24 protein-coding genes are annotated in these 25429 nt (G+C 69.8%); all 24 read right to left on the bottom strand.

Features of this window, described 5'->3' with window-relative positions:
* Positions 1-139 precede the first annotated feature (139 nt).
* Complete coding sequence (locus WH07_RS05615) at positions 140-586, bottom strand: DUF2550 domain-containing protein (RefSeq protein ID WP_046496055.1); 447 nt, start codon at positions 584-586, stop codon at positions 140-142.
* 127 nt (positions 587-713) lie between these two features.
* Positions 714-1088: a F0F1 ATP synthase subunit epsilon gene (locus tag WH07_RS05610; RefSeq protein ID WP_046496053.1), complete on the bottom strand. Its 375-nt coding sequence runs from the start codon at positions 1086-1088 to the stop codon at positions 714-716.
* A gap of 122 nt (positions 1089-1210) precedes the next feature.
* Positions 1211-2662, bottom strand: a complete 1452-nt coding sequence (atpD, locus tag WH07_RS05605; RefSeq protein ID WP_046496051.1) for a F0F1 ATP synthase subunit beta — start codon at positions 2660-2662, stop codon at positions 1211-1213.
* Complete coding sequence (locus WH07_RS05600; RefSeq protein ID WP_046496049.1) at positions 2663-3580, bottom strand: F0F1 ATP synthase subunit gamma; 918 nt, start codon at positions 3578-3580, stop codon at positions 2663-2665.
* 20 nt (positions 3581-3600) lie between these two features.
* Entirely contained in the window at positions 3601-5196 is a 1596-nt protein-coding gene (gene atpA / locus WH07_RS05595) for a F0F1 ATP synthase subunit alpha (protein WP_046496046.1), read from the bottom strand.
* Positions 5197-5363: 167 nt separating this feature from the next.
* Positions 5364-6179, bottom strand: a complete 816-nt coding sequence (locus tag WH07_RS05590) for a F0F1 ATP synthase subunit delta (RefSeq protein ID WP_046496044.1) — start codon at positions 6177-6179, stop codon at positions 5364-5366.
* Positions 6176-6733: a F0F1 ATP synthase subunit B gene (locus WH07_RS05585; protein WP_046496042.1), complete on the bottom strand. Its 558-nt coding sequence runs from the start codon at positions 6731-6733 to the stop codon at positions 6176-6178. Before WH07_RS05585 ends, WH07_RS05590 begins: the two co-directional genes overlap by 4 nt.
* Before the next feature lie 41 nt (positions 6734-6774).
* Positions 6775-7005, bottom strand: coding sequence for an ATP synthase F0 subunit C (atpE, locus tag WH07_RS05580; RefSeq protein ID WP_046496041.1), 231 nt, complete (start codon positions 7003-7005; stop codon positions 6775-6777).
* A 79-nt stretch (positions 7006-7084) separates the two neighbouring features.
* Entirely contained in the window at positions 7085-7921 is an 837-nt protein-coding gene (gene atpB / locus WH07_RS05575; RefSeq protein WP_046496110.1) for a F0F1 ATP synthase subunit A, read from the bottom strand.
* A gap of 213 nt (positions 7922-8134) precedes the next feature.
* Complete coding sequence (locus WH07_RS05570) at positions 8135-8560, bottom strand: hypothetical protein (protein ID WP_046496039.1); 426 nt, start codon at positions 8558-8560, stop codon at positions 8135-8137.
* A gap of 274 nt (positions 8561-8834) precedes the next feature.
* Positions 8835-10205, bottom strand: a complete 1371-nt coding sequence (locus WH07_RS05565) for an MraY family glycosyltransferase (RefSeq protein ID WP_046496037.1) — start codon at positions 10203-10205, stop codon at positions 8835-8837.
* 145 nt (positions 10206-10350) lie between these two features.
* A complete protein-coding gene (locus tag WH07_RS05560; protein WP_046496035.1) occupies positions 10351-11607 on the bottom strand; it encodes a serine hydroxymethyltransferase in 1257 nt (418 codons plus the stop codon).
* Positions 11608-12000: 393 nt separating this feature from the next.
* Complete coding sequence (locus WH07_RS05555) at positions 12001-12651, bottom strand: arsenate reductase/protein-tyrosine-phosphatase family protein (RefSeq protein WP_046496033.1); 651 nt, start codon at positions 12649-12651, stop codon at positions 12001-12003.
* The gene (locus WH07_RS05550; protein WP_046496108.1) at positions 12648-13295 is read right to left on the bottom strand and encodes an L-threonylcarbamoyladenylate synthase; all 648 of its coding nucleotides are present in this window, start codon (positions 13293-13295) and stop codon (positions 12648-12650) included. Before WH07_RS05550 ends, WH07_RS05555 begins: the two co-directional genes overlap by 4 nt.
* A gap of 214 nt (positions 13296-13509) precedes the next feature.
* Entirely contained in the window at positions 13510-14391 is an 882-nt protein-coding gene (gene prmC / locus WH07_RS05545; RefSeq protein ID WP_046496031.1) for a peptide chain release factor N(5)-glutamine methyltransferase, read from the bottom strand.
* 105 nt (positions 14392-14496) lie between these two features.
* Positions 14497-15576, bottom strand: coding sequence for a peptide chain release factor 1 (gene prfA, locus WH07_RS05540; protein ID WP_046496029.1), 1080 nt, complete (start codon positions 15574-15576; stop codon positions 14497-14499).
* Positions 15577-15673: 97 nt separating this feature from the next.
* On the bottom strand, positions 15674-15898 hold the full coding sequence (rpmE, locus tag WH07_RS05535) for a 50S ribosomal protein L31 (protein ID WP_046496027.1): 225 nt from the start codon (positions 15896-15898) through the stop codon (positions 15674-15676).
* 213 nt (positions 15899-16111) lie between these two features.
* Positions 16112-17224 carry an LCP family protein gene (locus WH07_RS05530; RefSeq protein WP_046496025.1) on the bottom strand — a complete coding sequence of 371 codons (1113 nt, stop codon included), beginning with the start codon at positions 17222-17224 and terminating at the stop codon, positions 16112-16114.
* A gap of 327 nt (positions 17225-17551) precedes the next feature.
* Positions 17552-19582 (bottom strand): transcription termination factor Rho, encoded by a 2031-nt coding sequence (rho, locus tag WH07_RS05525; protein ID WP_046496106.1) that lies wholly within the window; start codon positions 19580-19582, stop codon positions 17552-17554.
* A gap of 390 nt (positions 19583-19972) precedes the next feature.
* A complete protein-coding gene (gene thrB, locus WH07_RS05520; protein WP_046496023.1) occupies positions 19973-20890 on the bottom strand; it encodes a homoserine kinase in 918 nt (305 codons plus the stop codon).
* A 356-nt stretch (positions 20891-21246) separates the two neighbouring features.
* Positions 21247-22341: a threonine synthase gene (gene thrC, locus WH07_RS05515; protein ID WP_046496021.1), complete on the bottom strand. Its 1095-nt coding sequence runs from the start codon at positions 22339-22341 to the stop codon at positions 21247-21249.
* A 7-nt stretch (positions 22342-22348) separates the two neighbouring features.
* The gene (locus tag WH07_RS05510) at positions 22349-23650 is read right to left on the bottom strand and encodes a homoserine dehydrogenase (protein WP_198533729.1); all 1302 of its coding nucleotides are present in this window, start codon (positions 23648-23650) and stop codon (positions 22349-22351) included.
* A gap of 108 nt (positions 23651-23758) precedes the next feature.
* Complete coding sequence (gene lysA, locus WH07_RS05505) at positions 23759-25153, bottom strand: diaminopimelate decarboxylase (RefSeq protein WP_046496019.1); 1395 nt, start codon at positions 25151-25153, stop codon at positions 23759-23761.
* Positions 25154-25183: 30 nt separating this feature from the next.
* Positions 25184-25429 (bottom strand): DALR anticodon-binding domain-containing protein (locus tag WH07_RS05500; protein WP_046496017.1); only part of this gene is annotated, 246 nt, incomplete at its 5' end.

Below are 25429 nucleotides of genomic sequence, written 5' to 3'. Positions count from 1 at the left end.
ACCGGCGGCACAGCAGTGAGGGGGCGGCGCCCGAGCGCCGCCCCCTTTCGCATGCCACAAGCCTTCGCATGCCACAAGCTTTCACATGCCGCGAGAACCTCAGTTCGGTGACCGGGAAGGCGGCCGGAAACCCCGGGCCTCAGGCCACGTTCACCCGCTGTCCCGGCGGCGCCGCCTCCAGCCACGCCAGAAAGCCCGTCAGCGCGTCATCGCTCATCGCGAGTTCCAGCCGTACGCCTTTGTGCACACAGCCCAGGATCACCGCGTCCGAGAGCAGCGCCAGCTCCTCCTCGCCCTCCGGCGCCCGGCGCGCCAGCACCTCGATCGCGGAGCGCTCCAGGGTACGGCGCGGGCGCGGGGCGTAGGAGAAGACCCGGAACCAGTTGATGCGGTCGCTGTTGTAACGGGCCACCCCGTACACCCAGCCCTTGCCGGAGAGATCGGGCTCCTCCGGCACGTTCCAGCGCAGACTGCAGTCGAATGTCCCGCCGGAGCGCTGGATCAGCCGCCGGCGCAGTCCGAAGACGAAGAGTCCCACCGCGACCAGTACGACCACCAGTCCGCAGACGAGCAGAGCGAGGACCATCACCACCGACCTCCTCGCCTCGTTCAGTACCGGAACACAAACCGCACCTGCATCGCCTCAGCCGCGACCCGGTCTGGAGAAGTCCAGCCAGGGCCGCGGCTGAGGGTAGAACCAGTGGTGGTGGGGCTCAGCGCCCCGCCACCGCACGCAGCCGGACGTCGGCGCGCCGCTGGGCGGCATCGTCCTCGTCCGACTTCGCACGCTCCAGCGCCTGCTCCGCGCGCTGGGTGTCGATCTCGTCCGCCAGCTCGGCGATCTCCGCCAGCAGCGAAAGCTTGTTGTCGGCGAACGAGAGGAAGCCGCCGTGCACCGCGGCCACCACCGTTCCACCATCACTCGTACGGATGGTCACCGGGCCCGATTCCAGCACACCGAGCAGCGGCTGGTGACCGGGCATGACGCCGATGTCGCCGGACGTGGTGCGCGCGACGACCAGGGTGGCCTCGCCGGACCAGACACTGCGGTCCGCGGCGACCAGCTCGACATGCAGCTCAGCGGCCAAGGGTGGCTCCTCGGGTCACCACCCGACGGTTTCCGCCGGGTGTCGGTCTTGATTCTATGGGGTGTCGGAGAGAGCGTCGGAGGGGGGCGGGACGAACCCGCCCCCCTCGATGAGCCGATGACTCAGGAGACGCCCAGCTCCTTGGCGTTGGCCTTGAGGTCCTCGATGCCACCGCACATGAAGAACGCCTGCTCGGGGAAGTGGTCGTAGTCCCCGTCGCAGATCGCGTTGAACGCGGTGATCGACTCGTCGAGCGGTACGTCGGAACCGTCCACACCGGTGAACTGCTTGGCGGCGTGGGTGTTCTGCGACAGGAAGCGCTCGACGCGGCGGGCACGGTGGACGACGAGCTTGTCCTCCTCGCCCAGCTCGTCGATACCGAGGATCGCGATGATGTCCTGGAGGTCCTTGTACTTCTGCAGGATTCCCTTGACCCGGCTGGCCGCGTCGTAGTGGTCCTGCGAGATGTAACGGGGGTCCAGGATGCGGGACGTCGAGTCCAGCGGGTCCACCGCCGGGTAGATGCCCTTCTCCGAGATCGGACGCGACAGCACGGTCGTCGCGTCGAGGTGCGCGAAGGTCGTGGCCGGGGCCGGGTCGGTCAGGTCGTCCGCGGGGACGTAGATCGCCTGCATCGAGGTGATCGAGTGACCACGGGTCGAGGTGATGCGCTCCTGGAGCACACCCATCTCGTCCGCCAGGGTCGGCTGGTAACCCACCGCGGAGGGCATGCGCCCGAGCAGCGTGGAAACCTCGGAACCGGCCTGGGTGAAGCGGAAGATGTTGTCGATGAAGAGCAGCACGTCCTGCTTCTGCACATCGCGGAAGTACTCCGCCATGGTCAGCGCGGAGAGCGCCACCCGGAGACGGGTGCCCGGCGGCTCGTCCATCTGACCGAAGACCAGCGCGGTCTTGTCGAGCACGCCCGACTCGGCCATCTCGTCGATCAGGTCGTTGCCCTCACGGGTGCGCTCGCCGACACCGGCGAACACGGAAACACCATCGTGCAGATTCGCCACACGCATGATCATTTCCTGGATGAGGACCGTCTTGCCGACGCCCGCACCACCGAACAGACCGATCTTGCCGCCCTTGACGTACGGGGTCAGCAGGTCGACGACCTTCAGGCCGGTCTCGAACATCTCGGTCTTGGACTCGAGCTGGTCGAAGGCCGGGGCCTTGCGGTGGATCGGCCAGCGCTCCGTGATCTGGGACTCGGCGTCGGGCTCGTTCAGGATCTGACCGAGGGTGTTGAACACCTTGCCCTTGGTCACATCGCCGACCGGGACGGTGATCCCGGTGCCCGTGTCGCTCACCACGGCCTGGCGGACCAGACCGTCGGTGGGCTGCATCGAGATGGCGCGTACCAGGCCGTCGCCCAGGTGCTGGGCGACTTCGAGGGTCAGCGTCTTCAGCTTGCCGGCCTCGGCCGGGTCGGCGACCTCGACGTGCAGCGCGTTGTAGATGTCCGGCATCGCGTCGACGGGGAACTCCACGTCGACGACCGGGCCGATGACCCGGGCGACGCGGCCCGTGGCCGCGGCCGTCACAGCATTCTCGGTAGTCGTCGTCATTTACCTGTCACTCCCCGCGGTGGCGTCGGACAGGGCGCTCGCGCCTCCGACGATCTCGCTGATTTCCTGGGTGATTTCGGCCTGGCGGGCCGCGTTGGCAAGCCGGGAGAGGCTCTTGATCAGCTCTCCCGCGTTGTCGGTCGCCGACTTCATCGCGCGCCGGGTGGCGGCGTGCTTGGAGGCGGCGGCCTGCAACAGCGCGTTGTAGATACGGCTCTCGACGTACCGCGGCAGCAGGGCGTCGAGGACGTCCTCCGCGGAGGGCTCGAAGTCGTACAGCGGCAGGATCTCGCCCTTGGTGCCGGCTTCCTCGGCCGCGCCTTCGAGGCTGAGCGGCAGCAGCCGGTGCTCCACCGGCGTCTGCGTCAGCATCGAGATGAACTCGGTGAAGACGATGTGCAGCTCGTCGACACCGCCCTCGGCCGTGTCCTGCTGTACGGCCTCGATCAGCGGCGTCGCGATCCGCTTGGCGTCCGCGTACGTCGGGTTGTCGGTGAAGCCGGTCCACGAGTCCGCGATCTTGCGCTCACGGAAGGTGTAGTAGGCGACACCCTTGCGGCCGACGATGTACGAGTCGACCTCCTTGCCCTCGCCACGGAGCCGCTCGGTGAGCCGGTCCGCCGCCTTGATGGCGTTCGAGGAGTAGCCGCCGGCCAGACCGCGGTCGCTCGTGATGAGCAGGACCGCGGCGCGGACCGGCGCCTCCACCTCGGTGGTCAGCGGGTGCTTGGTCGTCGACCCCGTCGCCACCGCTGTGACCGCGCGGGTCAGCTCGGTCGCGTACGGCGTGGAGGCCGCCACGTGGCGCTGCGCCTTGACGATGCGCGAGGCGGCGATCATCTCCATCGCCTTGGTGATCTTCTTGGTCGCGGTGACGGATCGGATGCGACGCTTGTAGACCCGGAGCTGGGCTCCCATGAGTCAGGTCCCTTCCGTCGTCACTTGGAGACGTTGACGGCCGGCGCGTCCTCGCCCAGGAGCTTGCCGTCCGAGGTCTCGAACTGCCGCTTGAAGGTCGCGATCGCGTCCGCGATGGACTGGAGCGTGTCGTCGGACATCTTGCCGCCCTCGGCGATGCTGGTCAGCAGTTCCTTGCGCTCACGGCGCAGGTACTCCAGCAGCTCGCTCTCGAAGCGGCGGATGTCCAGGACCGGTACGTCGTCCATCTTGCCGGTGGTGCCGGCCCAGACAGAGACGACCTGCTCCTCGACCGGGTACGGCGAGTACTGCGGCTGCTTCAGCAGCTCGACCATGCGCTTGCCGCGCTCCAGGGCCGCCTTGGAGGCCGCGTCCAGGTCGGAGCCGAAGGACGCGAACGCCTCCAGCTCGCGGTACTGGGCGAGGTCCACACGGAGTCGACCGGAAACCTGCTTCATGGCCTTGTGCTGGGCGGAACCGCCGACTCGGGAGACCGAGATACCGACGTTCAGCGCGGGCCGCTGCCCGGCGTTGAACAGGTCGGACTCCAGGAAGCACTGGCCGTCGGTGATGGAGATCACATTGGTCGGGATGAAGGCCGACACGTCGTTGGCCTTCGTCTCGACGATCGGGAGACCCGTCATCGAACCGGCGCCCAGGTCGTCGGAGAGCTTGGCGCAGCGCTCCAGCAGACGCGAGTGCAGGTAGAAGACGTCGCCCGGGTAGGCCTCACGGCCCGGCGGACGGCGCAGCAGCAGGGACACCGCGCGGTAGGCGTCGGCCTGCTTCGAGAGGTCGTCGAAGATGATCAGGACGTGCTTGCCCTGGTACATCCAGTGCTGGCCGATGGCCGAGCCGGTGTACGGCGCCAGGTACTTGAAGCCGGCCGGGTCGGACGCGGGGGCGGCGACGATCGTCGTGTACTCGAGCGCGCCCGCCTCCTCCAGCGCACCGCGTACGGACGCGATGGTGGAGCCCTTCTGGCCGATGGCGACGTAGATGCAGCGGACCTGCTTGTTGCTGTCGCCCGAGCGCCAGTTGTCGCGCTGGTTGATGATCGTGTCGACGGCCAGCGCGGTCTTGCCGGTCTGGCGGTCGCCGATGATGAGCTGACGCTGGCCGCGGCCGATCGGCACCATGGCGTCGACGGCCTTGTAGCCGGTCTGCATCGGCTCGTGGACGGACTTGCGGACCATGACGCCCGGAGCCTGAAGCTCAAGGGCGCGGCGGCCTTCGGTCTCGATCTCGCCGAGGCCGTCGATCGGGTTGCCGAGCGGGTCGACGACGCGACCCAGGTAGCCCTCGCCGACAGCGACGGAGAGGACCTCGCCGGTACGGGTGACCGACTGCCCCTCCTCGATACCGCTGAACTCACCGAGGATGATCGAACCGATCTCGCGCTCCTCGAGGTTGAGGGCGAGACCGAGGGTGCCGTCCTCGAACTTCAGCAGCTCGTTCGCCATGGCCGAGGGAAGGCCCTCGACCTTCGCGATACCGTCGCCGGCCACGCTGACCGTACCGACCTCCTCGCGCGAGGCCGCGTCCGGCTTGTACGACTGGACAAAGTTCTCCAGCGCGTCCCGGATCTCCTCCGGCCGGATCGTGAGCTCCGCCATCTGGGTTCCCTGCTCTCCTTGTTGGGCCCGAAGTTTCTTTGGGGGTCTGCGTATCTCGGGGTCTGGGGGCGACCCCCAGGAATCTTCTGCAATCTCTGCACGGCCCAACCGGGCCGCTGGTGCTGCTCTGTTCTGTTGCCCGGCATTGCTGCCCGGCGCTTCGCGAGTCAGCCGGCGAGCCGCCGTTCCGCCTCTTCGAGACGGTCCGCGACCGTGCCGTTGATGATCTCGTCGCCGACCCGCACCGAGATCCCGCCGAGGACCTCGGGGTCCACGTCCAGATTCAGATGCATCGGGTGGCCGTACAGCTTCGCCAGTGCCGCGCCGAGGCGCCGCTTCTGTCCGTCAGTGAGCGGTACCGCCGAGGTGACGACCGCGACCATCCGGTCCCGGCGCGCCGCGGCGAGCCGGGACAGGGTCTGGAGACCCGATTCCAGGCTACGTCCACGGGGCTGCGTCACAAGGCGCACAACCAGGCGTTCCGTGGCCGGATCGGCACGACCGCCGAGCAGGCCGCTGAGCAGCGCGGTCCTGGCGGAGACCGTGGCGGACCGGTCGGTCAGCGCGGCGCGCAGCTCGGTGCTGGACTCCACGATCCGGCCGAACCGGAACAGCTCGTCCTCCACGTCGTCGAGCGTCCCGTTCCGCTGGGCGGCGGTCAGCTCGGCGACGGCGGCCAGCTCCTCGACGGAGTCGACCAGATCGCGCGGCTGCGACCAGCGGGAGCGGACCATGCCGGAGACCAGATCGGCGGTCGGGCCGCTCACCTGGCCGCCCAGCAGCCGTCCGGCCAGCTCGGCTTTTGCCTCGCCGGGCTGCGCCGGGTCGGTCAGGACCCGGCGCAGCGACACCTCGCGGTCGAGCAGCGCGGTTACGGCGGCCAGTTCCCCGGCGAGCTTCGCGGCGTCGGCCGACGTGCTGTCGGTCAGCGCGTCGAGACGCTCGCGTGCGGCTGCCAGTGCCTCGCGGCTCGCTCCGTTCATCGCCTGGCCTCGGCCTTCTCGGCGCCGTCCTCGAGCTCGTCGAGGAAGCGGTCGATGGTGCGGCTCTGCCGGGCGTGGTCCTCCAGGGACTCACCGACCAGCTTGCCGGCCAGCTCCGTGGCGAGCTTGCCCACGTCCTGGCGGAGCGCGCTGGCCGCGGCCTTGCGGTCGGCCTCGATCTGGGCGTGACCGGCGGCGATGATCTCCTCACGCTGCCGCTGCCCCTCCGCCTTCATCTCCTGGATGATGACGGCGCCCTGCTCGGTGGCCTCCTGGCGGAGACGCGCGGCCTCGTGGCGGGCTTCGGCGAGCTGGGCCTTGTACTGCTCCAGCACGCTCTGGGCCTCGGTCTTGGCCTCCTCCGCCTTCTCGATGCCACCCTCGATGGCCTCTCGGCGCTCTTCCAGAACCTTGTTGATGTTCGGGAGGAGCTTCTTGGCGAGGAAGCCGAAGACGATGACGAAGGCGAGCAGACCGATGACAAGCTCGGGAACCGGCGGGACGAGAGGGTTCTCCATCTCGCCAGCAGCGGCGATATTGAGCAGTGGGCTCACATCAGTGCCTTTCGTCTAGTGGGCTGGTCGTGAGTCCGCGATCACGTGCCGTAGACGAACGGCATGACCAGACCGATGAGGGCGAGCGCCTCACAGAACGCGAAACCGAGAATCTGGTTGGTACGGATCAGACCGGCCGCCTCGGGCTGGCGGGCGAGGGCCTGGGTGCCGTTACCGAAGATGATGCCGACGCCGACGCCGGGACCGATGGCGGCCAGGCCGTAACCGATGGAGCCGAGCGAGCCGGATACGGCGGCAAGAGTCTGGGACATGCCAGTTCTTCCTTCTCTTTCACGGACCGGTGGGGGTTGGCCACCGGACGACTGCGGGATCTGGGACGGAGGGGGGCGGTCAGTGGTGCTCGGCGAGTGCGCCCTGAATGAAGCTGCACGTCAGAAGCACGAAGACATACGCCTGAAGGGCCTGGATGAAGAGCTCGAAGACGGTCATGACGATGACCATCACGAACGAGACGCCGGCGTAGGCGATACCGATGCCGTTGAGCAGGTACCAGCTCGCGATCGTGAAGAGCAGCAGCAGCGTGTGGCCCGCGAACATGTTCGCGAACAGTCGCACCGCGTGGGTGAACGGGCGGACCAGCAGGTTCGAGAACAGCTCGATGGTCATCGAGAGCGGCAGGACCGCGCCGAGCGACTTGTCGTAACCGCTGAAGTTCTTGAAGGCGCCGACGAAGCCGTGCCGCTTGAAGGTGAGCGACACCCACATGACATAGACGATGAGCGCGAGCACCGCCGGGTACGAGATGATCGCCGTCACCGGGAACTGGGCGACCGGGATGATCGACCAGATGTTCATCATCCAGACGAAGAAGAAGAGGGAGACGACGATCGGTACGTACTTCTCGCCCTCCTTCTTGCCGATGATCTCGTAGACGACCCCGCGGCGTACGAAGTCGTAACCGGCCTCGGCCACCATCTGAAGCTTGCCCGGGACAACCTTCGGCTTACGGAAAGCAGCCCAGAAGAAGACCACGATGATGAGGGAACCGAGCAGCGCCAGCAGCATCGTCTTGTTGAAGTACAGGTTGCTGTCCGGGTTGCCCACCAGGGGCTCGAACAGGAACGAGTGCAGGCCGGGTGCCGGGAAGCCACATCCGTCGAAGATGTGGCAGTCGGTCTCGAAGGCGAGCACCTGCGTCGGGTCAGCACTCACCGCGGGCTCCTTCAGCATGGCGCATAGGTACGGCAACCTCGTTGTGTCGGCGCGGCGCGGAGCCGCGGTTCGGCACTGGACTGGGGGTGGTACGGATGTGGGGACGGCGGTCGGGCGGTGAGCCTCGCGTGAGAACAGGCGTCAGCTCGGATGCCCGCGCCCGCAATGCCGCAGTTGGCACCGGACGATAGCAGGATTTCGAACGGGCACTTATCCCGGCCCTACTCCTCACGCCGACGACCCCGACTTCTCGGACGAGGCGGCGGGGTCGACGTAAAGGATCTTGGCCTTCATATGGGCGCGGGCCTGCGCGGCGACCCAGACGAGAGTCGCCGCGACGAGCGTGATGGCGAAGGCCTTCGGGTTGAACAGGGTCGTGTCCTTGAAGGCGGCCACGAAGATGAACAGCAGCAGGAGCTGGGCCGTGTACAGCAACAGCCCCATCGCCTGGAACAGATGCGGCAGTGACGCCGCCGTGCGCTGGAGGACCACCAGCCCGATACCCATGAACAGCACGACCACCAGCGTCCCGACCCCGGCTCCCAGAGCGCCCTTGCCGCCCGCGGCCACACCTGCGACCACCGTGGCGATCACGCCGGCGGCGGCTGTGGGGACGGCGGTGTGCAGCAGGATCCGGACGTCGTTGGACGGCATGGCGGCAGCTCCGCTTGCTGGGTGGGGCAGATGGTGTCGTCATGGACGAGCGTAGGCCCGGTCCGAGAGAAGGTTTCTCGGGCCAACGAACCGTCGCACTCCGGTCCTTCGGCTCTGTCGCCGGGTCTCGTGAACAGTATCACAAACTATTTGATGAGAGCTTTACCAACGTAGTGTGCTCACTGTCACACATGAGAGTTACCCCGCGCGTGTGTGCAAGACACCGGTGCATGTTGTCTGGTATTGGCCCCTGTTGAGGGTAATGGACCTGCCGTCAGTTCCTCGAACCGGCCTTCCGACGGTCGGGAAAACGCGAACGAGCGCCCAGCGCGGTCGCCCCGTTGACGCCGGCGGGAACAGGCGTACGCTCCTCCGCCACCGGCCGCGGCGCGGTCTGCGCCTCCTGCGCCACCGCCAGTGCCGGTACGGGAGCGATCTCCTCGGCCCCGGCGGTCTCGGAGGCGTGCGGGGGTCGCTGCCTGCGCCGGTAGCGCGGCGGTACGAACGATTCCGCCCAGAGCGGAGCCCTCGGCGTGAACCGCGGCAGCAGCAGAAGCACCAGACCCACCGCGCTCAGCGCGACGACCACCAGCAGGATCCACATCGACGCCGAGTGCACGGAGTACGCCACCACTCCGAACGCGATCAGCGCGGACCAGAAGTACATGATCAGCACCGAGCGGCTGTGCGAGTGCCCGATCTCCAGCAGCCGGTGGTGGAGATGGCCGCGGTCGGCGGCGAACGGCGACTGCCCGTTCCAGGTACGGCGCACGATCGCCAGCACCAGGTCGGCGAAGGGGATCGCGATGATCGTCAGGGGCAGCAGCAGCGGGATGAAGACGGGCAGCGCGGCATGTGTGGCCTCGCGGGTGGAGCCCTCGAAGATCTTCAGTACGTCGAGGTCGACCTGCCCGGTCACCGAGATCGCACCCGCCGCGAGCACCAGGCCGATCAGCATCGAGCCCGAGTCGCCCATGAAGATCCGCGCGGGATGCATGTTGTGCGGCAGGAAGCCCACGCACATCCCCATCAGGATCGCCGCGAAGAGCGTGGCGGGGGCGGCGGCCTCGATGCCGTACCCGTACCAGAGGCGGTAGGTGTACAGGAAGAAGGCCGCGGCGGCGATGCACACCATGCCGGCCGCGAGACCGTCCAGACCGTCCACGAAGTTGACGGCGTTGATCGTGATCACGACCAGCGCGACGGTCAGGAGTGTGCCCTGCCAGGAGGTCAGCGAGACCATGCCGACGCCGGGCACCGGGATCCACAGAATCGTCAGACCCTGCATGACCATGACGCCGGCGGCGATCATCTGCGCGCCGAGCTTGATCAGGGCGTCGATCTCGAACTTGTCGTCCAGGACACCGATCAGCCAGATCAGGGCGGCGCCGGAGAGCAGCGCGCGCGGCTCGTTGGACAGTTCGAAGACGCCGTTGAGGTTCTGCAGGTTGTCCGCGACGAGCAGCCCGGCGCACAGCCCGAAGAACATGGCGATACCGCCGAGTCTCGGTGTCGGTTCGCGGTGCACGTCACGGGCGCGGATCTCCGGCATCGCCCCGGTCGCGATGGCGAACTTCCGCACCGGGCCGGTCAGCAGATAGGTCACCGCAGCCGTCACACAGAGCGTCAGCAGGTAATCACGCACGGGCTGCCCCACAGGAATCGCTGGCCATCTCAGCCCCACACCCTAGCCCTCGCCGGACCCACCGGTGGATACCGCGTCGCCATATGAGCCAGGACGGGCTGCCGAGCGGGATGGTTGCACGACTGTACGCCGCACCGTGTTCCCGTCAGGAAAGCTTCCCATACGGAGGGAACCGCCCGACCAGGTCCCGTACTTCGGTACGGACCCTGCGGGCCGTCTCCGCGCCCCCGCGCAGCGCCGAGGTGAAGAGAGCCGCGATGCGCGCCATTTCGGCCTCTGCCATGCCCTGGGTGGTCACGGCGGCGGTGCCCAGCCGGATGCCCCGGGCGTCCGGGTACGGCAGTGCGCATGTGTCGAGAACCACACCCGCGGCGGCCAGCCGGCCCCGGGCCGCCTTGCCGTCCAGGCCGAGGGGCCCGGGATCGGCGGTGATCAGATGGGTGTCCGTACCGTCCGTGGTGATACGGAGACCCTCCGCTGCCAACGCGTCCGCGAGCGCGCGGGCGTTGGCCACGACCTGGTGCGCGTACGCCGTGAACGCCGGGGTGGCCGCCTCGCCGAACGCGACGGCCTTGGCGGCGATCGTGTGCATCTGGGCGCCGCCCTGGGTGAACGGGAACACCGCGCGGTCGACGCGCTCGGCGAGGTTCTCCCCGCAGAGGATCATCCCGCCGCGGGGGCCGCGCAGCACCTTGTGGGTGGTGGCGCACACCACATCGGCGTACGGCACCGGGTTGGGCGCCGCGCCCCCGGCGACCAGGCCGATCGGATGCGCGGCGTCCGCGATCAGATACGCCCCGACGTCGTCGGCGATCTCGCGGAACACGGCGTAGTCGATATGGCGCGGATACGAGATGGAGCCGCAGACGACGGCCTTGGGCCGGTGCTCGCGGGCCAGGGCGCGGACCTGCGCGTAGTCGATGAGGCCCGTCTCCTCGTCGACCCCGTACCCCACGAAGTCGAACCAGCGGCCCGAGAAGTTGGCCGGCGAGCCATGGGTGAGGTGTCCGCCGTACGCGAGTCCCATCGCCAGCACGGTGTCCCCGGGGCGCAGCAGGGCGGCATACGCGGCGAGGACGGCGGAGGAGCCCGAGTGCGCCTGCACATTGGCGTGCCCGGCGCCGAAGAGGGCCTTGGCCCGTGCGACCGCGATCCGCTCGGCGGCGTCGACCAGCTCGCAGCCGCCGTGATGGCGGCGGCCGGGGTAGCCCTCGGCGTACTTGTTGGCGAGGGGCGAGCCGAGGGCGGCGAGGACGGCGGGCGAGGTGAAGTTCTCGGCGGCGATGAGCTGGAGACTGTCCGCCTGCCGCCGCGCCTCCCCGAGGATCACCTCGGCCATCTCTGGATCCTGCCGCAGCAGGACGCCGGCCTCGGCCTGAGCGGAAGAGTTGACGACCGGCATGACGGACTCCGGACCTCGGGGGTGCGTGCGCCCTCCCATGCTAGACACGATGCGTGTGACGGCGCGGGCCAGCAATCCCGGTCCGCCCGGCGCCCCAGCCCGTCGGGCAACCCAGCCCGTCGGACAATCCCTGCCGGCCCGGCAAACCCAGCCCGTCCGGCGTTTGAGGACGGAACCGCCGCCCCGGCGCCGGGTGCGCAAAATCGAGCCCGTCCGGCCATTGAGGACACGGCACAGCGAGCCCGTCCGGCGTTTGAGGACGGACCGGCCCCGCACGAACGCGGCGATCTGTGCATGGGCGCACACCCCGTACCGCCAGGTGCATCGGGCACCCCGCACCGGGGCGAAGGGTTCCGTCCTCAAACGCCGGACGGGCTGGAATTGGCCCGCACCCTACCTCGGCGGGGTGACGCCCGTCAGCGCCGTGACCACCGGGTCCAGCGCCTGGTGGATCTCCTCGCCGATCGAGCGGAAGAACGTGATCGGCGCCCCGTACGGGTCGTACACCTCGTCCGCCTCCGCCGTCGGCGCCAGCAGCCACCCCCGCAGCGCCGCCGCCGCCCGGACCAGCGCGCGGGCGCGTTCGACCACGCCCTCGTCCACCGGGTCCGGCAGCGTCGCCGGGTCTATCGCCCGTACCAGCCGGGTGAACTCCTTGAGCGTGAAGGTGCGCAGACCCGCCGAGTGCCCCATGGAGATCACCTGCGCACGGTGGTCGCGGGTCGCGGTGAGGACCAGGTCCGCGCGGATCACGTGCTCGTCGAGCAGCTCACGCCCGACGAAACCGGACGCGTCCGCGCCGAAGTCGGCCAGAACGGCCTCGGCATTGGCCTCCATCGGGGCGCCCTCGTGCCCCCAGGTGCCCGCGCTCTCCACGATCAGGCCGCCGGTGAGCCGCTCGCCGAGGCGGACCGTCAGGGCATGCCGGTGCAGCCGCTCGGTGATCGGCGAGCGGCAGACATTGCCGGTGCTGACGTGGAGGATGCGGAAGGTGCTGCCGGTGTGTGCGGTCTCCGCTATGCCACGCCCCTCAGGGGCGGTCAATTGGCCACCTCGAGGTCGGGTACCACCTTGCGCAGCTCATCCGCGTCGAGGGCGCCGGCCCGCAGCAGCACCGGGACCGGGCCTGTGACATCGACGATCGAGGAGGGCACGATGCCCGGCGTCGGACCGCCGTCGAGGTAGACCGAGACGGAGTCGCCCAGCATCTCCTGCGCCGCGTCGCAGTCCTCGGGCGACGGGTGTCCCGAGAGATTGGCGCTGGAGACGGCCATCGGGCCGACCTCGGTGAGCAGCTCGATGGCGACGGGGTGCAGCGGCATCCGGATCGCGACCGTGCCCCGGGTGTCGCCCAGGTCCCACTGGAGGGACGGCTGGTGCTTGGCGACAAGGGTGAGCGCGCCCGGCCAGAACGCGTCGACCAGTTCCCACGCCTGCTCGGAGAAGTCGGTGACCAGGCCGTGCAGGGTGTTCGGGGAGCCGATCAGCACGGGCGTGGGCATATTGCGCCCGCGGCCCTTGGCGTCCAGCAGATCGGCGACCGCCTCCGTGCTGAAGGCGTCCGCGCCGATGCCGTACACGGTGTCGGTGGGCAGCACGACCAGCTCACTACGGCGTACGGCCGACGCGGCCTCGCGCAGACCCGTCGAACGGTCAGTCGCGTCGTTGCAGTCGTATCGCCGTGCCATCAGCCTGACTCCCATTTCTTTTGGGGCTCGGTTCGCCTCCGGGGCGCTCTTGCCACCGTCGACGGTCGATCGTGCTCGGTTCCCTCGTTCCTCGCGAACCTGCGCGCGGTCTCCCTTACGACGGCGGCGCGCCCCTTCGGCTCACTCGCCGGGTGGTCGGGGGGCGTGGCGGTCCGCGGCGGACGGGCCGGGGCGAGAGGGTTCACCGGGGCGGTCACGGCAACGCCTTGCGTGCCGTGGCGAAGCGGGGGCGCTTGTTCAGGTCCGGGTGGTCCGCGGCGTCCGCCCAGCCGGACTCCTCGCTGAAGATCCACGGGACCTGTCCGCCCTGGGTGTCCGCGTGCTCGACGACGACCAGGCCGCCGGGCCGCAGCAGCCGGTGCGCGGTGCGCTCGATGCCCCGGATCGTGTCGAGTCCGTCCTCGCCGGAGAACAGCGCCATCCCGGGGTCGTGGTCGCGGGCCTCGGGCGCCACGTACTCCCACTCGGTGAGCGGGATGTACGGCGGGTTGGAGATCACCAGATCGACCTGGCCGTCCAGCTCGGGAAGGGCCGTCAGGGCGTCTCCCTGGTGCACGGTGACCCTGGACCCCTCGGCGTTCTTCCGCGTCCACGCCAGGGCGTCCTCGGACAGCTCCACGGCGTGCACCCGCGACCGCGGCACCTCCTGGGCCATCGCGAGCGCGATCGCGCCGGAGCCCGAGCAGAGGTCGACGATCAGCGGCTCGACCACATCCATCGCCCGTACGGCGTCTATGGCCCAGCCGACGACCGACTCGGTCTCCGGACGCGGTACGAACACCCCCGGCCCGACCTGGAGTTCCAGATAGCGGAAGAAGGCGCGCCCGGTGATGTGCTGGAGGGGTTCCCTGGCCTCACGGCGGGCCACCGCCTCCCAGTAACGGGCGTCGAATTCCGCGTCCTCGACGCGGTGCAGCTCGCCCCGCTTCACGCCGTGCACATACGCGGCGAGTTCCTCCGCGTCGAAGCGCGGTGACGGGACGCCCGCGTCGGCCAGCCGGCGGGTGGCCTGTGCCACCTCCGCGAGCAGCACGGATCGGGGGTGCGGGGGTCGCCCCCCGGGGGGTAGCTGCACGCTGGTCCTCCGGGCTGGAGTCGTACGGTTGTTTCTCACAAGTCCTGCGCGGGACGCGGCCGTCCCGCTCACTGCCTACTGCCTGTCTGCTTACTGCTTGTCTGCTTACTGCGCGGCCGCGAGCTTCGCGGCCGAGTCGGCGTCGACACAGGCCTGGATGACGGCGTCCAGTTCCCCGTCGAGCACCTGGTCCAAGTTGTACGCCTTGAATCCGACACGGTGGTCCGAGATCCGGTTTTCCGGGAAGTTGTACGTACGGATCTTCTCGGACCTGTCGACGGTACGCACCTGGCTGCGGCGCGCGTCGGCGGCCTCCTTCTCCGCCTCCTCCTGCGCGGCGGCGAGCAGCCGCGAGCGCAGGATACGCATCGCCTGCTCCTTGTTCTGGAGCTGGCTCTTCTCGTTCTGGCAGGAGGCGACCACTCCGGTGGGCAGATGCGTGATGCGGACGGCGGAGTCCGTCGTGTTGACGGACTGGCCGCCGGGGCCCGAGGAGCGGTAGACGTCGATGCGCAGATCGTTGGGGTTGATCTCCACGTCGATCTCCTCGGCCTCGGGCGTCACCAGGACACCGGCGGCGGAGGTGTGGATACGGCCCTGGGACTCGGTCGCGGGCACCCGCTGCACCCGGTGCACCCCGCCCTCGTACTTCAGCCGCGCCCAGACGCCCTGCCCGGGTTCGGTGGCCCCGTTGCCGCCCTTGGTCTTCACCGCGACCTGGACGTCCTTGTAGCCGCCCAGCTCCGACTCGGTGGCGTCGATGATCTCGGTCTTCCAGCCGACGCGCTCCGCGTACCGCAGATACATCCGCAGCAGGTCGCCGGCGAAGAGCGCGGACTCGTCGCCGCCCGCGCCGGCCTTGACCTCCAGGATGACGTCCTTGTCGTCGCTGGGGTCGCGCGGTACGAGCAGCAGCCGCAGCCGTTCGGTCAGTTCCTCGCGCTGCTGCTCCAGGTCCTTGACCTCGGCGGCGAAGTCCGGGTCGTCGGCCGCCAGTTCGCGGGCGGTGACGATGTCCTCACCGGTCTGCTTCCAGGAGCGGTACGTGCCGACGATCGGGGTCAGCTCGGCGTAACGCTTGTTGAGCTTGCGCGCGTTGGCCTGGTCCGTGTGGACCGACGGGTCGGCGAGCTTCTTCTCCAGATCGGCGTGCTCGCCGATCAGTTCCTCGACCGCCTCGAACATCGGATGCTCCTGGGTGTGTACGAACGTGCTTCGGGACGCCAAAGCGCCGGTCTCGACACCCCGGAGAGGGGCACCGAGAACCGGCGCAGACGGCTCGCTACTTCTTGGCGGAGGCGGCGCCCTTGCCGAAGCGGGCCTCGAAGCGGGCCACGCGGCCACCGGTGTCGAGGATCTTCTGCTTGCCCGTGTAGAACGGGTGGCACTCGGAGCACAGGTCGGCACGGATGGTGCCCGACTCGATGGTGCTGCGGGTGGTGAACGACGCGCCGCAGGTGCAGCTCACCTGGGTCTCGACGTACGTGGGGTGGATGTCGCGCTTCAAGGGTCTCTCCTAGATCGGGAGGGCGCCGGGTCGCACGCGCGGATTGCTCGTACGTGAACCGGAGCCGACGTACCAGTCTGCCAGGACCGGCCGCATCTCCCAAAACCGGGGGCCGGGCGGAGATATTCCTTGATCCCGGGCCGCCCGCCTGGGGAAGGCCTGTGGGCATCGGCCCCCGTCCGCCCGAGGAAGCCCTGTGGGCGTCGGTCCCGGTCAGTCCTCCTTGACCGTGCCGTGCGCGTCGCCGCCGTCCCCCTCGGAGTCCTTGGTCGCCGAGGCCGGTATCGGCTTGTCCTGCTTGAGCGCGGTCCAGACCTGTTCCGCGCCCGAGGGGATCGGCAGGACACGGTTGGGGTCGGCCGGGTCGTAGCTCACCGGGAGCGTGATCATCCGTACGTGTGCGGCGTCCAGGTCCTTGAGGCCGTCGGCGAAGCCGATCAGCGCGCCGACCGAGTCCAGCCGGGAATCGGTGGTGACGGACCGGGTGGCGGTGTCGGCGAGGCCGTACAGCTTCTTCGGGCTGCCGGCCAGGTCCATGGTTCTGACCTGCTCGATCAGCGCCTTGACGAAGCCCTGCTGAAGCTGGATCCGGCCCAGGTCGCTGCCGTCGCCGACGCTCTCGCGGGTCCGTACGAGCCCGAGGGCCTGCTCGCCGTTCAGGACATGGGTGCCGGGTGCCAGGGTGAGCCGGCTCCTGGCGTCCTCTATCGGGCGGGTGGTGGTGACCTTGACGCCGCCCAGTTGGTCCACGAGCTCCTTGAATCCGGTGAAGTCGACCTCGATGTAGTGGTCCATACGGATCCCGGACATCGTCTCGACGGTCTTCACCGCGCAGGCCGCGCCCCCGACCTCGTACGCCGTGTTGAACATGGCCAGCCGCTGCCCCGGTACGGTCCTGCCGTCGCCGGTGGCGCACGCGGGGCGGTCGATCAGGGTGTCGCGCGGTACGGAGACGATGCTCGCCGCCTTCCGGCCCGGATAGATATGGACGATCATCGCCGTGTCCGAGCGGGCGCCGCCGCCGTCGCTGCCGTACTCGCCATTGGCTCCGGAGCGGGAGTCGGAGCCGAGGACCAGGATGTCCTGGGAACCGCCGCCGGTGTCGGCCGGGCGGTCCCTGCCGAGGATGCGGTCGATGTCGATCCCCCGGAGATTGCCGTCGAGCTTGACGTACACATATCCGAGCCCGGAACCGCCGAGCAGAACCAGTACCGCGGCCGACCATGCGACGGCTCTGGCCGCCCTGCGGCGGCGCCTGTTCTTGGCGCCGCGGCCCCGACGGCGGCCCGGTGTCCGGCCGGGTATCCGGCTGCTCCCGTCCGTCATGGCCTCCCTCAGTCCGTACCGCCCGCACCCTGTGCGATATGCCGTACTTGTCCAGTCAGTGAAGCATCCGGAGCAGAGCCCGGCACCCGCTGAGCGAACCGGGGGCGTGGGAGAGGCACGGAGAGACGCGGCAGGAGGGGTCTGCGGGGCCCTGTGAGCCTGTGCCGGGCGTCCGGTGACGGGAGGGGCGAGGGGCCGGGTTACGGAGACGCCGGCGGGCCGTCCGGGCGCTTCCACGGGGCCCCGTACGGCGAACCGCCCCGGCGCACGGGCACCGGGGCGGTTCGACGGAAATACTCGATGGAGATCAGGAGACGGCGGGCCGGGTCAGTCGTTCCCGTTGCCGGGGCCGGGCGTCGTCTTCTGGATCTGGAGCAGGAACTCGGCGTTCGACTTCGTCTGCTTCATCTTGTCCAGGAGCAGCTCGATCGCCTGCTGCTGGTCGAGCGCGTGCAGCACCCGGCGCAGCTTCCAGACCACCGCCAGCTCCTCGCCGCCGAGCAGGATCTCCTCCTTGCGGGTGCTGGACGCGTCCACGTCCACCGCCGGGAAGATGCGCTTGTCCGAGAGCTTCCTGTCGAGCTTCAGCTCCATGTTGCCGGTGCCCTTGAACTCCTCGAAGATCACCTCGTCCATCCGCGAGCCGGTCTCGACCAGCGCGGTGGCCAGGATGGTCAGCGAGCCGCCGTCCTCGATGTTGCGCGCCGCGCCGAAGAAGCGCTTCGGCGGGTAGAGCGCGGTCGAGTCGACACCACCGGACAGGATGCGGCCGGAGGCAGGCGCCGCGAGGTTGTACGCACGGCCCAGACGGGTGATCGAGTCCAGCAGCACGACCACGTCGTGGCCCAGCTCGACCAGGCGCTTGGCGCGCTCGATGGCCAGCTCGGCGACGGTGGTGTGGTCCTCGGCCGGGCGGTCGAAGGTCGAGGAGATGACCTCGCCCTTGACCGACCGCTGCATGTCGGTGACCTCTTCGGGGCGCTCGTCGACGAGGACGACCATCAGATGGCACTCGGGGCTGTTGACCGTGATCGCGTTGGCGATGGCCTGGAGGATCATGGTCTTACCGGTCTTCGGCGGGGCCACGATCAGACCGCGCTGGCCCTTGCCGATGGGGGCGACCAGATCGATGATCCGCGTGGTCAGCACGCCCGGGTCGGTCTCCAGCCGGAGCCGGTCCTGCGGGTAGAGCGGGGTGAGCTTCTGGAACTCGGGGCGGCCACGGCCCGTTTCGGGCGCCATGCCGTTGACGGAGTCCAGCCGCACCAGCGCGTTGAACTTCTCGCGGCGCTCGCCCTCCTTGGGCTGGCGCACGGCGCCGGTGACATGGTCGCCCTTGCGCAGACCGTTCTTGCGGACCTGGGCGAGCGAGACGTACACGTCGTTCGGGCCCGGCAGATAGCCGGAGGTCCTGATGAACGCGTAGTTGTCGAGGATGTCGAGGATGCCCGCGACGGGGATCAGCACATCGTCGTCGGCGACCTGCGGCTCGCCCGGACCGAACTCGTCACGGCCGCGGCGCCCCCGGCGGTCGCGGTACCGGCCGCGCCGGCCGCGCCGGCCGCCCGCCTCGTCGTCGAAGTCGTCCTGCGGTCCCGCGTTCTGTCCGCCGCGGTTGTCCCGCTGCTGGCGCTGGCCGCCGCTCTGCTGCTGGCCGCCGCCCTGGCCGCCCTGCTGTTCGTCGGCCTTGCCCCGGCGGTCGCGCTGCCGGTCGCGGCGCTCGCCGCGGTCCCGGTCCCCGCGCTGGCCGCGGTCCTGGCGCTCGCCGCGCCGTCCTTCCGCGTCACCCTGCGCCGCGCCCGTGCCGGACACCGCCACGGCGGCCTCGGCCCTGCTGTCGGCCCCCGCCTCGGCCTTGCCGTCGGCCGCGGCCTCGCCCGAGACCTCGGGGCTGCCGGCCTGCGCGGTGGCCCGGCGGCGGCGCCGCTCGCCCACCGGCTGGTCGTCGCTGGCGGGCTGGCCGGGGATGTCGATCTGCTGCGTGGCCACGGCCTTCTCGGCGGTGTCCGCGCTGTCCTCGGCCGCGGCGGCCTCGCCCGTGCGTGCCTTGGAGGTGGCGCGCCGCTTCGGCTTGGCGGCGGTGTCGTCACCGCCCGCCTCGGCGCTCTTGGCCGTGGACGGGCCTCCGGCCTGCGCTTCCTTGATGACCTCGATCAACTGGCTCTTGCGCATCCGCGCGGTGCCCCTGATGCCGAGGCCGGACGCGACCTGCTGCAGCTCGGCCAGGACCATGCCCTCGAGGCCGGTGCCGGAGCGGCGGCGCCGTGCGGTGGTGCCAGTGGCAGCACCTGCGGCGGGCGCGGTGGCGTCGACACTGTTGTCGGCAGTCACGCCCATCAGATCGGTGGTGTCGCTCACGAAGGGTCCTTCCCTGGAGCGGACGTCGGCCTTCTGGCTCGGCGACCGGTTGTGCTGTCCGACGGCGGTCCCATCCTGCGGGACCACCGCCCCGGGGCGGTGGTCCCGCCGGATATGGCGGAGAAAAATGCATACGTGCGATGGGTCCGGCCCGAGGTCCCCCTGCTCGGCCCTCCGCTGGGAAAAACGGGGGGTGTCGTGCCGGTTCCGGTGCGTGCTCAAAACTGCTCAGGCAGGCTGCTCAGGCAGTTGGGGAGGCTCCCGGAAGAAGGTTGGCCCCGAAGCGGGACACGAAGCACCGCGCCTCAAAGACGTCGGTTGCAGACTTGAGGTTAACACTACCGGCTCCAACAAACATTCCCCCTCTCCCTCACCGGCAATCCCGAGCGGCTATGCGCCGAGCGGCAGAACACTGGCGCCCGCGGTGTCGAGTGAGAGCCGGTTGGCCGCCCACCCCTCGCCCGCGAGCCGTGCGACCTTGTCGGCCGCACCGTCCTCGACCAGCGCCAGGACCGTGGGGCCCGCGCCGGAGATGACTGCTGGGACGCCGTCCGCGCGCAGTCGGTTGACAAGGGCGACGCTCTGGGGCATCGCCGGAGTCCGGTAGTCCTGGTGGATCCGGTCCTCGGTGGCCGGCAGCAGCAGCTCGGGCCGCCTGGTCAGCGCCTCGACGAGCAGGGCCGCGCGGCTCGCGTTGACGGCCGCGTCAACATGCGGAACGGTACGCGGCAGCAGCGCGCGGGCCGTCTCCGTGAGCACCGGGCCGCCGGGGACGAAAACCACCGGAACGATGGAATCGGCGGGATCCATCCTGATGGCCCGGGCCGCGCCGCCGTCCGTCCAGGCCAGCGTGAATCCGCCGAGCAGACAGGCGGCGACATTGTCCGGGTGTCCCTCGATCTCGCCGGCCAGCTCCAGCAGCGCCGTGTCGTCGAGCCGGGCGTCCCCGCCTATGGTCACGGCGCGGGCCGCGACGATCCCGGCGCAGATCGCCGCCGAGGAGGAGCCGAGGCCGCGGCCGTGCGGGATGCGGTTGGCGCAGACGACCTCCAGGCCGCGCGGCTGCCCGCCGAGCAGGTCGAAGGCGGTGCGCAGGGAGCGTACGAGCAGATGGCTCTCGTCGCGGGGAAGTGTTTCCGCGCCCTCACCGGCGATGTCGACGTGCAGGCCGGAGTCGGCGACACGGACGACCACATCGTCGTAGAGCCCCAGCGACAGGCCCAGGGAATCGAAGCCAGGACCGAGATTGGCGCTGGTGGCGGGGGTGCGCACCCGTACGGCGGCGGCGCGGAACGCGGGACCGGCCATCGCTCTGACGACTCTCCTTGGCGTGTGGGACCTGTGGCCTGTTTACGTGGGTGTGACGGCGTGACTGGATGATCGTGTGGCGGTGCGGGATGTTCGAGATGTACGGAATATACGCGGACATGCGGAACGCCCGGGGGCCACGGGGGCGACAGCGCCGCGGCATATGCGGCGGGGCGGATTGGGTACAGCCTATCGAAGGAAGGTTGTGTGGCGACATAGGGCGCACAGGAGGCGCACGATGCGTGTCGCGTGCCTCCTGTGCGCCTTTGTCGCTCTTGCCGCGCTTGGGGGCCGCCGGGGGCGCCGTCCCGCGTCGGTTCGCGGCCGGCGGCCGGTTCCGGCCCCGGCGGGCAGGCTCAGCTCAGGCCGAGGCGCTGGGCCGCGACGGTGGCGTCGACCGGTACGGTGACCGGCTGCGGCGCTCCGGCGACCGCCCAGTCCGGGTCCTTGAGGCCGTTGCCGGTGACCGTGCAGACGATGCGCTGGCCGGGGTCGACCTTGCCCTCCTCTGCGGCCTTGAGGAGTCCGGCGACGGAGGCGGCCGAGGCGGGCTCGACGAAGACTCCCTCCTGGGCGGCCAACAGCCGGTACGCGGACAGGATCTGCCGGTCCGTCACGGAGTCGATGAAGCCGCCGGACTCGTCACGGGCGGCCAGCGCGTACTGCCAGGACGCCGGGTTGCCGATCCGGATCGCGGTGGCGACGGTGTGCGGGTCCTTGACGACCTCGCCGCGCACGATGGGCGCCGATCCGGAGGCCTGGAAGCCCCACATACGGGGGGTGCGGGCCGCGATGCCGTCGGCGGCGTACTCGCGGTAGCCCCTCCAGTAGGCCGTGATGTTGCCGGCGTTGCCGACGGGCAGCACATGGATGTCGGGGGCGTCGCCGAGCGCGTCGACGATCTCGAAGGCGGCGGTCTTCTGGCCCTCGATCCTGACCGGGTTGACCGAATTGACCAGCGCCACCGGGTAGTTGTCGGAGAGCGCGCGCGCCAGGGTCAGGCAGTCGTCGAAGTTGCCGTCGACCTGGAGGATCCTGGCGCCGTGCACCAGGGCCTGGCCCATCTTGCCGAGGGCGATCTTGCCCTGGGGTACGAGGACGGCGCAGACCATGCCGGCCCGTACCGCGTAGGCCGCGGCGGAGGCCGAGGTGTTGCCGGTGGAGGCGCAGATGACCGCCTGGGCGCCCTCCGCCTTGGCCCGGGTGATGGCCATGGTCATGCCACGGTCCTTGAAGGACCCGGTGGGGTTGGCACCCTCGACCTTGAGATGAACGTCACACCCGGTCCGCTCGGACAGCACCTGCGCGGGGACGAGCGGCGTACCACCCTCACGGAGTGTGACCACGGGGGTGGTGTCCGTCACCGGGAGGCGGTCCCGGTACTCCTCGATGATGCCGCGCCACTGGTGAGTGGTCCGGTGGGTGCCCTGGTGGATGCCGATGCTGGTCATGGGTCCCTTACTCCCCTTCAACACGCATGATGCTGGCGACACCGCGCACGGTGTCGAGCTTGCGCAGCGCCTCGACGGTCCCGGAGAGGGCGGCGTCGGGCGCGCGGTGGGTGACGACGACGAGGGCGGCCTCGCCGTCGCCGTCCTGGCGGCCTTTCTGGCGCACCGTGTCGATCGATACGCCGTGCTCGGCGAAGACTGTCGCGACCTGGGCGAGCACGCCCGGTTTGTCGGCCACGTCGAGGCTGATGTGGTAGCGCGTCACGACCTCGCCCATGGCGCTGACGGGAAGCTGGGTGTACGCGGACTCGCCGGGGCCCGTGGCGTCTGCCAGCTTGTTGCGGCAGACCGCGACCAGGTCGCCGAGGACGGCGGAGGCGGTGGGCGCGCCGCCCGCGCCGGGACCGTAGAACATTAGCCGTCCGGCCGCCTCGGCCTCGACGAAGACCGCGTTGTACGCCTCGCGCACCGAGGCGAGCGGATGGCTGAGCGGGATCATCGCGGGGTGCACCCGGGCGGTGACGGACAGCCCGTCGGCGGCGCGCTCGCAGATCGCGAGGAGCTTGACCGTACAGCCCATCTTCTGCGCCGAGGCCAGATCGGCCGAGGTGACCTCGGTGATGCCCTCGCGGTGGACGTCGTCCAGCCGGACCCGGGTGTGGAAGGCGATGCCGGCGAGGATGGCGGCCTTGGCGGCGGCGTCGAAGCCCTCGACGTCCGCGGTCGGGTCGGCCTCGGCGTATCCGAGGGCGGTGGCCTCGTCCAGCGCCTCCGAGTAGCCGGAACCCGCGGTGTCCATCCGGTCGAGGATGAAGTTGGTCGTGCCGTTGACGATGCCGAGGACCCGGTTGACCTTGTCGCCGGCGAGGGACTCGCGCAGCGGCCGTACCAGTGGTATGGCTCCGGCGACGGCCGCCTCGAAGTACAGGTCCCGGCCGTGCCGCTCGGCGGCCTCGTACAGCGTCGTGCCGTCCTCGGCGAGCAGCGCCTTGTTCGCGGAGACGACGGAGGCGCCGTGTTCGAACGCGGTGGTGATGAGCGTACGGGCGGGCTCGATGCCGCCGATGACCTCCACGACCACATCGATGTCGCCCCGTTTGACCAGGGCCATGGCGTCGGTGGTGATCAGCGCGGGGTCGATGCCCGCGCGCACCTTGGAGGGGCGCCGGACCGCGACCCCGGCCAGCTCGACCGGGGCGCCGATCCGCGCCGCGAGGTCCCCGGCGTGCGTCGTCATGATGCGCGCCACCTCTGAGCCGACCACACCGCAGCCCAGCAGTGCCACCTTCAGCGGACGCGTACGCATCATCCGACCTACGCCTTTCATCCATCACAGCCGATTACCGCGGGAATCCGAACCAGTCTCACTCACTGGACGGGGGTTTCTGCCCTCTGTCCAGATTGCGAGACATGTATTTCACTCGCCGACGTCGAGTCGCAGAAGATCTTCCTCCGTCTCGCGCCGGACGATCACCCGGGCCGCGCCGTCCCGTACGGCGACGACGGGCGGCCGGAGCGCATGGTTGTAGTTGCTCGCCATCGAGCGGCAGTACGCGCCGGTGGCGGGCACGGCGATCAGGTCCCCGGGGGCCAGATCGGCGGGCAGGAACGCGTCCCGTACGACGATGTCGCCGCTCTCGCAGTGCTTGCCGACGACGCGTGTGAGCATCGCTTCGGCGTCGGAGCGGCGCGAGACGAGCGCCACGCTGTACTCGGCGTCGTACAGGGCCGTACGGATGTTGTCGGACATGCCGCCGTCCACACTGACATATGTGCGCAGACCTTCGAGCGGCTTGATGGTGCCGACCTCGTAGAGCGTGAAGGCCGTGGGGCCCACGATGGCGCGGCCCGGCTCGACGGAGATCCGGGGGGTGGCGAGCCCGGCGGACTCACACTCACGGGTGACGATGTCGGTGAGGGCCTTCGCGATGTCGTGCGGTTCGCGCGGGTCGTCCTCGGAGGTGTACGCGATACCGAGGCCGCCGCCGAGGTCGATCTCCGGCAGCTCGACGCCGTGCTCGTCGCGGATCTGCGCCAGCAGCTGCACCACCCGGCGGGCGGAGACCTCGAAGCCGGCCATGTCGAAGATCTGCGAGCCGATGTGCGAGTGGATACCGGTCAGTTCGAGGCTGTCGAGGGCGAGGGCCCGCCGTACCGCCTCGGCGGCCTGTCCGCCGGCCAGCGCGATACCGAACTTCTGATCCTCGTGGGCGGTGGCGATGAATTCGTGCGTGTGGGCCTCGACTCCGACGGTGACCCGGATCTGGACGCGCTGGCGGGTGCCGAGGCGGCGCGCGGTGTGCGCGACCCGGACGATCTCCTGGAAGGAGTCGAGGACGATCCGGCCGACCCCGGCCTCGACGGCCCGCTCGATCTCCTGGGCGGACTTGTTGTTGCCGTGGAAGGCGATGCGTTCGGCGGGCATTCCGGCGGCGAGGGCGGTGGCGAGTTCGCCGCCGGAGCAGACGTCGAGGTTGAGCCCCTCCTCGTGCAGCCAGCGGACGACGGCGCGGGAGAGGAAGGCCTTGCCCGCGTAGTAGACGTCCGCGTCGCTGCCGAAGGCGTCGGACCAGGCGCGGCAGCGGGCGCGGAAGTCGGCCTCGTCGAGGATGTACGCCGGGGTGCCGAACTCCTCGGCGAGCCGGGTCACTTCGATCCCCGCGACGGTGGCCACGCCGTCCCCGTTCCTGCGGACGGTGCGGGACCAGACCTTCTCGTCCAGGACATTGAGGTCGGCGGCGGGGGCGGTGTAGTGCCCCTCGGGGAGTACATCCGCGTGACGGGGGCCTGCGGGGTGTGCGGAACGGCTCATCTCGTGGCTCTCTTGGCTCTCTTGAGTGGTTCAGAGGTGTTCTGGTGCGTCGACGCCGAGCAGGGACAGGCCGCCGGCCAGCACGGCCCCGGCGGCTTCGGCGAGCGCGGTCCAAGAGCGGTGGGCGGCCGAGGGTTTCTCGTCGCCGAGGGGCAGCGGGCGGCAGGTCTCCTGGAAACGCAGGAACGCTTCCGCGGTGAGTTCGAGATTGCGGGCCAGCCGGTCGGGCGCGCGCAGCCGGGCGGCGGCCTCCAGGACGTCGGGGTGGTCGCGGAG

The organism is Streptomyces odonnellii (genome assembly GCF_000981895.1).
GTDB lineage: Bacteria > Actinomycetota > Actinomycetes > Streptomycetales > Streptomycetaceae > Streptomyces > Streptomyces odonnellii.
The sequence above is the reverse complement of the archived record's forward strand: the minus strand, read 5'-3'. Positions and strand labels throughout refer to the sequence as shown.